The sequence below is a fragment of the Mumia sp. zg.B53 genome, from assembly GCF_019550935.1.
Taxonomy (GTDB): Bacteria; Actinomycetota; Actinomycetes; order Propionibacteriales; family Nocardioidaceae; genus Mumia.
On record NZ_JAHWCK010000001.1, the window covers coordinates 1,644,287 to 1,656,631 of the forward strand.

Sequence of the window (12,345 nt, forward strand, 5' to 3'; positions counted from 1 at the left end):
GCAGGACTGGTCTAAGGGCACGCTTCTTCGAGCTTCACCGCCGCGAGGACGATCACCGCGTCGACTGCCACCGTCCGACCGGCCTTGGGCTTCTGGGAACACACCTTCCAGTTCGAGTCGAGAACCTGGAAGCGATCGAGGCCGAGCGCGTCCCGCTGGTCGAGCACGTAGGACCCCAGGTGCTGCAGCTTGTCCTGTGCGAGCTGCAGGTTGGTGCCGACGAGTCGCGGCATCCTGAAGGTCTCGGAGGCCGTGCTCGACGCCTCGGTCGGGGCGGCTGCTGCCTCGGTCGGCGGCGTGGTCGGTGCCGCCTCCGTCGGCGGGGTCACCGTGACGGTCTTGGTGACGTAGACCGTCTCAGGTGCTGTCGGATCGTCGGTTGCGGCACAGCCGGCGGTGAGAGCGGCGAGCGAGAGGACGGAGACGAAGGCGGCGAGGCGTGAGGACTGCATGAGGAGCTCCGATCGGTATGAGGTGGCGGACGTGCGTGCGGCGACGGCCGGGGCCGCCGCCGCACACTGAGGTGGTGGTCAGCCGATGCGGACTGCGCTGACCGAGACGTCGGCGGTGTAGTTCCCGCTGCCGTTCGCGCTCTGGTCAGCGTTGTAGCCGAACGCGAACACCTCGACCTCGGTCTCCTGCGTCACGGTGACCACCCGGGTCGACGAGGCCGTCTGCTCGAGGTCGCCCTTCGACGGGAACTCGCCCGTGTAGGCGGTCCCGTAGTCGGCGCCCCACTGGGACCCGTCGATCCCGCGAACCGCGATCTGGAGGATCGGGCTCGAAGTCGTCGAGTCGTCGATGCGGTCGAAGAACGCGTACCCGTTGACGAGGTACGTCCCCGGCTGGAGCGTCATGGTCCCGACCTCGGTCGCCCGGTTGGTGAAGCTGCCTCCGATGTTCGCGACCGTCACCTTCTCGGTGACCTTGTCCTCGAGCCCGCCCTTGACATCACTCGCGGGATCGCCGGGCTCGCCCTTCGGTCCCTGAGCGCCCGTGTCACCCTTCGGCCCGGCAGCGCCCGGAGCACCCGGCTTACCCGGAGCACCCGGCTTGCCCGGCGCGCCCGGCTTGCCGGACTGGGCGAGCAGGCGCTGGACGGACGGCGCGAGGTCGCGCTTCTTCACAGCTCCGTCCTTGATGTGGCTGGTGCGGACGGCGTTGGAGCGGATGTCCTTGGCGCCGATCTTGTCGGCGGCGACGGCGCCGCCGGTCGAGAGGGCCCCGATCGCGAGAACGGAGGCCGCGACGATTGCGACGGCCTTGCCGTGATTCTTCAGCTTCGACATGTGAGTCTTCTTTCGTCAGCCGGCGGGCCTGATGCCCGTCGGACGTGTGAGTGGTGCGGGTCGCCGTGCAAGGAGGTGGCTTGCGTGGAGTTGAGGGAGACCGATCAGAAACGTGGCAACGCCAGGAGGTTGTTCGTCTCGCGGCCGTCGGCGACCGTGGCGATGTACGCCGGCCGGCCAGCCGGGTGCCGCGTGGCGACCCGCGCGCCGGAGCCGACGGATGTCTGCGACTGGTACGAGAACCGACCGGCGTCGATGTCGCGCACCACGTCCTGACGTGAACGCGTCCGGAGGCCGCCGGCTGGCGATTCCGAGTAGCGCACGGCGACGATGTGTTCGTTGCTGGTTCCCGGCGACTGGACCGAGATCTGGCGGATGTACCTCATGGAAACCCCCGAGATCAGTAGTTCTTTGTCGTCGCTGCCGAGCAGTTCCGAGTGCTCCTCGGTGGCGACAGGGATGACGGTATGGCTCACGGTGCGACGCCCGGCAGGATGCTTTGATAAGGGGGGTTATCAGCAATCGCACGCTAAGGCGATGCCCATCGGCGTACGGTGCAACTATGTCCACGCCTGCGCCTGAGTTGCTGCTCGCGGCGAGCGATGTCGCGCTCCTCGCCGGCGTGCGCCGACCGGTTGTGTCGATGTGGCGAGCACGTTTGGCCGACAGCGATCGCCCGTTCCCGGAGCCGTGCAGTACCGCCGGACGGACCCACCTTTTCGACGCCTACGAGGTGGCCGACTGGCTCGTCGAGACCGGCCACGGCAAGAACCCCTCGGCCCGTGACGATGTGCCGGCGTTCGCGACCTTCGCGGGCGTTTCGCACCGTGATGACCCAGTCGTCTTCGCTGCGGTGACGGCGGCACTGTGCCTCGTGGTGCTTTCGGGCGAGACGCTCTCCGGGCTGGACGCCGAGGCTGTGCTCGACCTTGCCGACGAGTGCGACCCGGACGACCAGATGCTGTACGCCGAGCTCGAGGCGGCTGCCGACCGTCTTCCGTCCGTTATCCGTTATGCCGAGCTGATCACTGACAGCTCGACGAGTCCTGCCGAGGCGTTCGAGCGGCTGATGCGAGACCGGTTCCGGACCACCCTGGACGAGCACAAGGTCGTCGTGCTGAACGCCTCCGTCGGTGACCTGGTAGCCCGGACAGCGGTCGGACTCGCTGCGCGCAGTGACGGGAGCGCCACGTACGCCGACCCGTGCGCGGGTTCCAGCGACCTTCTGATGTCGGTCCTCGCCGAGCACGGGGAGAGAGGACCTGTGGAGGTGCTGACGGCGTCCGGCGATCACGCGGCAGCGCGCCTCGTTCGGCGTCGCCTCCGCGTGAACGACGTCTATCGGACCGAGATCGTCGTCGATGAGGAGGGCGGGTTCAGTGTCGATCCCGGCGTCACGCACATCGTCCAGCTTCCGCACCCGGCCCGGCCGTCGATGTCGGACGAGGCGATCCTGGACGCCGTTGATCAGGTCGTGCTCCAGATGGACGACGCCCAGCGCGGGGTCGTGGTGGCGCCGGCATCAGCACTCAGCGACGGCTTTGGGGGCCCGGCGGAGGCACGGCGCGCAGAGCTGTTGCGTTCGGGGCGGGTACGCGCCGTCGTCCGTCTCGCGAAGGGACTGGTCCCTGCACGGTCGAGGCAGGCGCTCGCGATATGGATCCTGGGCGACGAGCATCGTGCGGTCTCGACAGCGGAGCGGGTCACGATGGTCGGGGATCTCGCGGACGTGGTGCTCTCTGACGCGGTGATCGACGACCTTGCCACCGACCTGATCGCCAGTGCCGCCCCTCCCTCGCTGATGCGTGCCCATGCGTACGCCCATCTGCGTCCCGTGCACACCCGCACGTTGGTGGCGGCGCGATCGAGCCTCGTCGAGGCGGCTCCCGCGGTCGGGCGTCAGGCAACGGGCGCGGCGACGCTGCAATCCCAGCTTGAGCGAGCGTACGCGGCTCTGCAGCCGCTCGATGCGCCCGCGGTGCCGGTGTTTGTCGACGGCTCGTCTCGTACACCCATGCGGCCCCTCACGGTGAGCGAGACCCTTCGCAACGGATCTCTGCGAGTGGTTCAGGGCACCAGGTGCGCCGACGAGCACGTCACCGCGGAGGCAGGCCTTCGGGTCATCGGCGTCGGAGAGCTTACTGGCGGCGTCGAGTCGGGTGGCCGGCACATCGATCCCCTCCTGCTTGCCGCGCACTACCCCTCGGCCCGCCTCACGGAGCCTGGCGACGTTGTCTTCTGCACGAGCCCGCGACCAGCGGCGTTCGTCGATCACCAAGGAGCCTCCGTGGTGGTGGCCCCCGCGCGCGTGCTGCGACTGGGGGCCGACCCGGACGGACTGCGAGCCGACGTCGTCGCGGCGGACATCAACCGGTTGCCGCGAGGTGCCCGCACCTGGCGGCAGTGGCGGTTGCGCCGGGTCGGGGAGGCCGAAGCGTCGGCACTGACGAGTACGCTCGCAGCGGTGCGTGACGCGCGTGCGGCGGCTCTCGAGAGGGTCGCGGCGTTGGACGCGATCAGCGATCTGCTGCTCGAGGGTGTCACCACTGGCGCCCTCACCCTGGAAGTCCCGCACACCGTGGAAGGACACTGACATGCCTCCGAGGAAGACTGCCGCGGCCCCTGCCGCGCCGTCGACGATCAAGGAGCTCGAGGACCTGCTTTGGAAGGCGGCCGACAAGCTCCGTGGGTCGATGGACGCCTCGCAGTACAAGGACGTCGTGCTCGGGCTGGTGTTCCTCAAGTACGTGTCGGACGCCTTCGACGAGCGGCGGGGAGACCTGCGGACGGAGCTCGCCGCCGAGGGCCTCGACGAGGACCAGGTCGAGCAGCTGATCGACGACACCGACGAGTACACCGGCCACGGCGTGTTCTGGGTTCCGCCTGCCGCCCGTTGGGCCTACCTGTCGGCCAATGCAAAGGGATTGCCGCCGGCCGAGGGTGAGCCCGGCAAGCCCATCGGCCAGCTGATCGACACGGCGATGCTCGAGCTGATGAAGGGCAACCACTCGCTGGCTGGGACGCTCCCCACGATGTACAACAAGGACAACGTCGACCAGAAGCGGCTCGGAGAGTTGGTCGACCTCCTCAACTCGGCGAAGTTTCACGGTCAGGGTGCGACGCGGGCCCGCGATCTGCTGGGGGAGGTCTACGAGTACTTCCTCGAGAAGTTCGCCCGCGCCGAGGGCAAGCGAGGCGGGGAGTTCTACACGCCCCAGTCCGTGGTGCGGGTGCTCGTCGAGGTGCTCGAGCCGACGAGCGGGCGGGTGTACGACCCGTGCTGCGGATCTGGCGGCATGTTCGTGCAGACCGAGAAGTTCCTCGACGCGCACGACGAGGACACCACCGCGATCTCGGTCTACGGGCAGGAGTTCAACGAGCGCACCTGGAAGATGGCGAAGATGAACCTCGCCATCCACGGGCTCTCGGCCAACCTCGGCTCGCGATGGCAGGACACGTTCGCGAGGGACATCCATCCCGAGCTCAGCGGCGCCGGCGGCGCCGATGTGGTGATGGCGAACCCGCCCTTCAACATCAAGGACTGGGTCCGCAACGAGGAGGACCCGCGCTGGCGTTACGGGGTGCCGCCGGCCAACAACGCGAACTACGCGTGGATCCAGCACATCCTGTCCAAGCTCGCGCCCGCGGGGCGGGCCGGCGTCGTCATGGCGAACGGCTCCATGTCGTCCAACTCCGGCGGTGAGGGTGCCATCAGGGCGCAGCTCGTCGAGGCCGACCTCGTGTCGTGCATGGTGGCTTTGCCGACACAGTTGTTCCGCAGCACGGGCATCCCGGTGTGCGTGTGGTTCTTCGCCAAGGACAAGAAGGTCGGACGGCAGGGGTCGGTGGACCGCAGCGGGCAGGTGCTGTTCATCGACGCACGCGCCCTCGGGTTCATGGAGGACCGCGCGTCGCGGGCGCTGGCAGACGAGGACATCGCGAAGATCGCGGACACCTACCACGCCTGGCGAGGTACGCCGTCGGCTACCGAGTCCGGCATCGCGTACGAGGACGTGCCGGGCTTCTGCAAGTCGGCCACGTTGGCCGAGATCAAGGCGGCGGACTATGCGCTGACTCCTGGCAGGTACGTGGGAGCGGCTGACGTCGAGGACGACGGCGAGCCGATCGAGGAGAAGATCGCGCGACTCACGACTGAGCTGTATGCGCAGTTCGACGAGTCGGCACGCCTGGCAGCGGTCGTCCGCGAGCAGCTCGGGAGAGTGGAATGAAGCAGGTTCTACTAGGGGACGCACTCGAACTGCTACTGGACCATAGGGGAAAGACGCCCAAGAAGCTCGGCGCCGATTTCACTCCGACGGGCGTTCCCGTCGTGTCCGCGCAGCTGGTAGCCCACGGCGTCCTGGATCTGGCTGAAGCGCGCACTGTGTCCGCGGCCACATTCGAGAAGTGGATGCCTGTGCCGCTCGCGGAGGGCGACGTACTGCTGACGAGCGAAGCACCGCTCGGACGGGTCGCTCGGGTTAGCAACGGTGAACCGTTGGTGCTTGGGCAGAGATTATTCGCATTGCGCGGGAAGCGTGGCGTGCTGGATTCTCGGTACCTTTTCTACTACTTGCAAACGGAGACCGCGCAGGGCGAGCTTTTTGCGAGGTCAACTGGATCCACAGTCGTTGGTATCCGCCAGTCCGCACTCCGGATGATTCCGATTAATCTTCCAGACATCCACGAGCAGCAGGCGATTGCGGAGGTGCTAGGTGCTCTCGACGACAAGATCGCCGCAAACACCAACCTCGCCCGCACCGCCGACGGACTCGCGTCGGCGCTGTTTCGTCAAACCGTTGCCGGACTGGAATTCTCCGACCAGACATTCGCCGACGTTGCGTACGTCTCCGGCGGGGGAACACCAAAGACTTCTGTCGCCGAATACTGGGGCGGAGACATTCTTTGGGCGACGCCGACCGATGTAACCGGACTCGAAGGTCCCTATCTGTTCGACACGGGCCGTCACATTACATCCCTCGGCCTAGAAAATTGTGCGTCCCGCCTCTACCCCAGCGAGTCGATCCTGATGACTTCGAGAGCAACCATCGGGGCGTTCGCGCTCGCGGAGCAACCGGTCGCGGTGAACCAGGGGTTCATCGTCGTTCGTGCGCGAGACGATGTTCTCAATCTCTGGTTGTTCCATGAGATGCGAGATCGGACGGACGAGTTCCTTTCACACGCGAATGGAGCGACGTTTCTTGAGTTGAGCAGAGGGCGATTCAAGCAATTGCCGGTGCGGGTGCCTGAACCTGCTGTCGCACGTCGGTTCGACGGTGAGGCTCGATCACTTCACAACGCTTCGGCAAGGTTGTTCCAAGAGAACCGCACTCTGGCCGCGCTGCGTGACACGTTGCTCCCGCAGCTGATGTCCGGGAAGCTGCGCGTCCGGGATGCGGAGCGTGCGGTCGGGGAAGCACTCTGATGACTGATCGCCGCGTCTCGCGGACTGTGGCGAAGGGTCGCGCGGACATGCCAGATCCGATTCAGTTGAAGCGCTGCCGCAACCGGTCCGGTTCAGCGAGAATGTCGCCATGAGCGAGCAGGCGCCCGCGGGGTGGTATCCGGACGGGCATGGAAGTGAGCGTTACTGGGACGGCGCAACGTGGACCTCGCACGTGCGGCCCCTTGGAGGTGTCACTGCGCCTAGTGCGACCCCTCAGCGGAAGGATGGCGCGATCTCCAAGCTGGGCTCGAAGCTGAAGAAGGCGGCAGAGGACAAGCAGGCGGCGAGAGACGAGCTCGACCGGAAGCACGCTGAAGACGAGCGAGCCGCAGGCCCGCTCATCACGAGCGGACTCTTCGGCACCTCGACGATCGAGGTCTACGCCAGCGGCTACGTCCGCATCGCGACGGTGCTAAGCGCCGCGTCGCGGCCCGGGAAGATCGCCAAGGGCACCCCGTACGAGAAGCTGCGCTCCATCAAATTCGCGCAGCCAGGGCAGGACAGGAGCCCAGGTATGACCCCTTCGCTCGACGGAATGGTCGGTCCTGCGGTGTCAGGTCTGCTGAAGGGAGGCGCGGGGATCATGAAGGCGAGCGCCCCGGGCCTCGCGGTCGCAGGGCTAGCGCATCTCGCCAACGCTCAAGGAAGGAAATCCTTCCTCACCATCGTCACCGACAAGCAGATCCACTCGCTCACCAACGAGAGCAACAAGGGCCACCACGACGTGGGGCGTGCATTGGAGGCAGCCGGCAACTCAGTTCTCAGCGCGAACGGGACAGAGCCCTTGAGAGTTACCGACGCGCAACGAGCAGAGCAGACCCAGCTCCGCATGATCGATCAGGCGCCCGGTCCGAAGACCATCACCGAGCGAATCCGCGAGCTGGCTGAGTTGCACAAGGAAGGCCTCCTTTCCGACGACGAATTTGCTGGCGCCAAAGCGAAGTTGCTCGGCCAGCTCTAACTCTGCCTTGACTCAGCGCCAGCGCACCGACGGTCGTGTACGAGCCCCGATCCGTTCCTCGAGGGCAGCGATCTCGTCCATCACGTCGGCGGCGACCCAGATGCGGTTGCGGGACCGGCCGGTGATCTCGTGCAGGATGCCCGCGTCCTCCACGGCGTTGATCGCGTCGTACGACCTCGCACGCGAGGCGCCCGTGATCGCCTCGACGGCTGCGATGTCGACGATCGGGTGTTCGAGCAGGGTCCCGACGAGTGCCTGTGCCGCAGAGCCGCGTCGGGTCCTGACGCGCTCCTCCCAGAGCGAGGGCAGTGCCGCCAACCGCTCCGCGGATGCCTCCGTGGCCTCGGTTGCCGTCATGGCAGCCGAGGCGACGTACCGGACGAGCGATTCGACGTCACCCGCGCGATAGTCCGCCAGCCTGTCGAAGTAGGTGTCCACGTCCGCGAGCATCACCGCGGCGATCGGCACGACCGTGCGGCGCGTCGTCCCGCGCCGCCGGAAGACGGCGCTGATGAGACCTCGCCCGATTCGGCCGTTGCCGTCGTTGAACGGATGGATCGCCTCGAACTGCCCATGCGTGGCCGCGGCCTGGACGACCGGGTTGATGTCGTCGCGGTTGGCGAACTCGACCAGGTCGGACATCAGGTCCTGGACCAGCTCGGGAGGGGGCGGAACGTGCGTAGCGTTGCGCGGGGTGAAGTCGCTGCCGCCGATCCAGTTCTGCTGCGTCCGATAGCTTCCGGCCGAGCGGTGTTCGAGCAGATCGTCGGCAAGCAGCGCGCCGTGCGCAGAGAGGATCACACCTTCGGACAGCGGGGCGCCGCCATCGCACGCCTCGGTGAGCTCACGCAGCGCGCGGGTGGCGGCGAGCGTACTCGTCGCGCTCCTCGTCGACTCCTCGCCGAGGCTGGCGCGCGCAAGATCGTCGAGGTCGGCATACACACGCTCGATCCGCGACGAGGCCATTGATTCCGTCCGCGTGAGGAACTCCGCGAGGGACGAGAGGTATCGGCCCGGCCCAGCATCGAGTGACACGATTCCTTGGCCAGCGGCCTCGCACAGGGCGGCCGTGTCCGCCGTGAGTGGTGGGGACAGCGCGCCGATCCGTGCTGGAATCTCGGTCTCGACGTGATCGAGCATCCGATCCGCTCGGCTGGGACGGCGGCCGTCGGTGCTGCGACGATCGGGATTCGTCCGCCACCGTCGCCGTTCGAGAGAAACCGACGGCCACCCGCGATCTGCGACCTCCATGTCGCCAAGTATCACATATTCGGCTAAGTGATACTATGCCGAAGGTGTTCTCGGTTGTTGAGGTGCGCGGTGAGCTGATAACCCGCCCTATCGCCGCCGTACACCACCCGCACGGCACACGTCGGACAAGATGGAGGAGAACGTCGGGACGAGCGAAGGGACCACCATGAGCATGTCGGAGGCCGAATGGGAGGCCTTGGCGATGGAGAGCCTCGCCGAGCTCGCCTGGCGGCCGATGCGTGGTGACCAGATCGCACCGGGGTCGGGAGAACGGGAGTCATGGGGGGACCTTGTCATCCCACCGCGATTCCTCGCCGCCCTGCAGGTCCTCAACCCGACCGTGCCGCCGCAGTATCTGCAGCAGGCCGCCGACGACATCCTCGCCACGAAGTCGCAGGATGCGATCACCGAGAACCACCGCATCCACGAATACCTCGTGCATGGTTATCGCGGCATCTCCTACCTCGACAACGACGGCATCGAGACCACTCCGACGATCACGCTCGTCAGTGCCGACCCAGGCCTCAACGACTGGCTCGCCGTCAACCAGGTGAAGGTCACCCGCGGCGAGTACGACCGCCGCTTCGACGTGGTGCTGTACTGCAACGGGCTCCCGGTGAGCATCATCGAGCTCAAGCGGGCTGGCGCTGCCAACGCAGACCTCGCCTCTGCGCACGCCCAGCTGCAGACGTACCTTCGCGAGTTCCCGTTGGCGTTCCGCTTCTGCGTCTTCACGTTGGTCTCCGACGGGATCACCGCGGCGTACGGGACCCCCTTCACGCCGTTGCATCACTTCTCACCGTGGAACGTCGACGACGACGGGGAGCCGGTCGACATACGAGCGGCCGGGGGTCCAGAGGCGAACGAGGACGCCGATCTCATCGGGGTCGAGGTGGCGCTCCACGGCCTCTACAACCAAGAGCGGTTCGAGCAGCTGATGCGCAACTTCACCGCCTTCGACGAGAACGACGCCGGGCTCGCGAAGCGCATCGCCAAGCCGCACCAGTACTTCGCCGTCACCAAGGCGGTCGGTAGCACGATCACCGCCCGCGACAGCAACGGCAGAGCGGGGGTTGTGTGGCACACGCAGGGCTCGGGCAAGTCGATGGAGATGGAGCTCTACACCAACCTCGTCATGCGGCACCCTCGCCTCGCCAACCCGACGGTCGTCGTCATCACCGACCGCACGGAGCTGGACGGGCAGCTGTTCGCCGGGTTCGCGCAGAGCCTGCTGCTCCCCGAACGCCCTCAGCAGATCCGCCGCCGCAGCGAACTTCGTTCTGAGCTCACGCAGCGTACGACGGGCGGCATCTACTTCACGACGCTGCAGAAGTTCAGCCGGAGCCGTGACGAGCGTGCCGCCGGGCACGATCATCCCCTCCTGTCCGACCGGCGCAACGTCATCGTGATCGTGGACGAAGCACACCGTAGTCACTACGACGACCTCGACGGCTATGCCCGCCACCTCCGGGACGCGCTGCCGCACGCGACCCTCATCGCGTTCACCGGTACGCCGATCTCCTTCGAGGACCGCAACACGCGCGACGTCTTCGGCGACTACATCGACATCTACGACCTGACCCGAGCCGTCGACGACGGGGCCACGGTGCCCGTCTACTTCGAGCCACGTCTGATCAAGGTCACCTACGCCCAGGGCGTCACCCAGGATCAGATCGACGCGGCTGCCGACGAGGCGACAGTCGGCCTCGACGACGTCGAGCGTGCGCGGATCGAGCAGAGCGTGGCGGTCGTCAACGCCGTCTACGGTGCCCCCGAACGCGTGGCCAAGCTCGCTGACGACATCGTCCAGCACTGGGAGAACCGCCGCGCTGAGATGCAGAAGTTCATCGAGTCGCCCGGCAAGGCGCTCGTGGTCGCCGGCACGCGCAAGATCTGCGCGGACCTCTACGACGCCATCGTCGCGCTGCGACCCGACTGGCACTCCGACGAGATCGACAAGGGTCGGATCAAGGTCGTGTATTCCGGCACCGCATCGGACGAGCCGCCGATCTCGCGGCACGTGCGACGCGAATCGCTCAACAAGGTCGTCAAGAACCGGCTCAAGGACCCCGACGACGAGCTCGAGATGGTCATCGTCAAGGACATGATGCTGACGGGATACGACTCCCCGCCGTTGCACACCCTCTATCTCGACCGTCCGCTCAAGGGTGCGCTCCTGATGCAGACTCTCGCTCGCGTCAACCGCACCTATCGAGGGAAGCAGGACGGGCTCCTCGTCGCGTACGCGCCCCTCGTCGACAACCTCCGCAAGGCGCTCGACGAGTACACCGCCACCGACCGCGAGGCCAGGCCGGTCGGTCGGGATGTGAGCGAGGCGGTGGAACTCACGACGACGTTGCTCACGCGGATCCGTGAGCTCCTCGCTGGGTACGACTGGAAGGGCATGCTGGCTGCTGGTGGTAGGCGCGCGTACATCCGTGCGGTCCAGGGCACCGTCAACTACCTGAGGGATCCGCAGACGCCAGGCAACCAGGTGCCCGAGGGAGAGGTCACCCTCGCAGACGCTTTCCGGAAGTACACGTCCCAGCTGGCGCGAGCATGGGCGCTCGCATCAGGGTCGAAGAACCTGCCCGATCTGCGCCCCGAGGCGCAGTTCTACGAAGAGGTGCGGGTATGGATGGCGAAGTTCGACGCCGAGGAGCGCCGTTCACGAGGTGAGCCGATCCCGGAGGAGATCCGTCGCCTGCTCGCAAGCCTCATCGCCGACGCCACGGCCTCAGGCGAGACGCTCGACATCTACGCTGCCGCAGGCATGCCGCGGCCGTCGCTCGACGACCTCGGGGCCGGCTTCGCAGATCGTGCGCTCAAGGCAACGAACCCGCACCTCGCCATCGAGGCGCTGCGTGAGCTGGTGACCGCCGAGTCGATGAAGGCGACGGGAAGCAACCCCGTCCGTGCGCGCGCGTTCTCCGAGCGGGTCAACGACCTGATGATCAAGTACACCAACTCACAGCTCACCTCCGCCGAGGTCATCGCCCAGCTCGTCGACCTCGCGAAGGAGGTGGCGGACGAGGCCGACCGCGGGCAGCACTTCGACCCGCCACTCAACACCGACGAGCTCGCGTTCTACGACGCGGTCGCCGAGAACGAGTCAGCGGTGCGTGAGCAGGGCGACGACGTGCTCGCCCAGATCGCCCGGGAGCTGGTGGCTGTGATGAGGCGCGACGTCCGGACCGACTGGACGGTGCGTGACGACGTCCGCGCCAAGCTGCGGTCGTCGATCAAGCGCCTCCTGGTGAAGCACGGCTATCCGCCGGACAAGCAGCCGGCAGCGATCTCGCTCGTCATGGAGCAGATGGAGGCGATGGCGCCCCGGTACGCGGACGGGACGGCTCCGGCGGCCTAGATCAAGCACCTCCACGTTCGAGATGCATCCT

The 12,345-nt window shown here is 66.8% G+C and carries 9 protein-coding genes; 5 read left to right on the forward strand and 4 right to left on the reverse strand.

Annotation, left to right across the window (positions count from 1 at the left end; all coding sequences use genetic code 11):
* Positions 1-11: 11 nt before the first annotated feature.
* The 3 genes from KV102_RS07910 to KV102_RS07920 form a co-directional block, all read right to left on the reverse strand.
* Positions 12-452 carry a hypothetical protein gene (locus KV102_RS07910; protein ID WP_220345842.1) on the reverse strand — a complete coding sequence of 147 codons (441 nt, stop codon included), beginning with the start codon at positions 450-452 and terminating at the stop codon, positions 12-14.
* Positions 453-530: 78 nt separating this feature from the next.
* On the reverse strand, positions 531-1,289 hold the full coding sequence (locus tag KV102_RS19395; protein WP_220345843.1) for a collagen-like protein: 759 nt from the start codon (positions 1,287-1,289) through the stop codon (positions 531-533).
* Positions 1,290-1,393: 104 nt separating this feature from the next.
* Positions 1,394-1,765: a DUF3892 domain-containing protein gene (locus KV102_RS07920; protein ID WP_220345844.1), complete on the reverse strand. Its 372-nt coding sequence runs from the start codon at positions 1,763-1,765 to the stop codon at positions 1,394-1,396.
* An 86-nt stretch (positions 1,766-1,851) separates the two neighbouring features.
* Between KV102_RS07920 and KV102_RS07925 the strand changes: the two genes are divergently transcribed.
* From KV102_RS07925 to KV102_RS07940, 4 genes are all read left to right on the forward strand, one after another.
* Positions 1,852-3,882 (forward strand): hypothetical protein, encoded by a 2,031-nt coding sequence (locus KV102_RS07925; protein ID WP_220345845.1) that lies wholly within the window; start codon positions 1,852-1,854, stop codon positions 3,880-3,882.
* A gap of 1 nt (position 3,883) precedes the next feature.
* The gene (locus tag KV102_RS07930; protein WP_220345846.1) at positions 3,884-5,518 is read left to right on the forward strand and encodes a class I SAM-dependent DNA methyltransferase; all 1,635 of its coding nucleotides are present in this window, start codon (positions 3,884-3,886) and stop codon (positions 5,516-5,518) included.
* A complete protein-coding gene (locus KV102_RS07935) occupies positions 5,515-6,714 on the forward strand; it encodes a restriction endonuclease subunit S (RefSeq protein ID WP_220345847.1) in 1,200 nt (399 codons plus the stop codon). The genes KV102_RS07930 and KV102_RS07935 overlap by 4 nt, the downstream gene beginning before the upstream one ends.
* Positions 6,715-6,823: 109 nt before the next feature.
* Positions 6,824-7,696 carry a DUF2510 domain-containing protein gene (locus KV102_RS07940; RefSeq protein ID WP_220345848.1) on the forward strand — a complete coding sequence of 291 codons (873 nt, stop codon included), beginning with the start codon at positions 6,824-6,826 and terminating at the stop codon, positions 7,694-7,696.
* 12 nt (positions 7,697-7,708) lie between these two features.
* Here KV102_RS07940 and KV102_RS07945 read toward each other — a convergent pair whose 3' ends face one another.
* On the reverse strand, positions 7,709-8,836 hold the full coding sequence (locus KV102_RS07945; RefSeq protein WP_220345849.1) for a Fic family protein: 1,128 nt from the start codon (positions 8,834-8,836) through the stop codon (positions 7,709-7,711).
* A gap of 277 nt (positions 8,837-9,113) precedes the next feature.
* Here KV102_RS07945 and KV102_RS07950 point away from each other — a divergent pair, with 277 nt between their 5' ends.
* On the forward strand, positions 9,114-12,314 hold the full coding sequence (locus KV102_RS07950; protein WP_255560584.1) for a type I restriction endonuclease subunit R: 3,201 nt from the start codon (positions 9,114-9,116) through the stop codon (positions 12,312-12,314).
* The last annotated feature ends 31 nt before the right edge of the window (positions 12,315-12,345 follow it).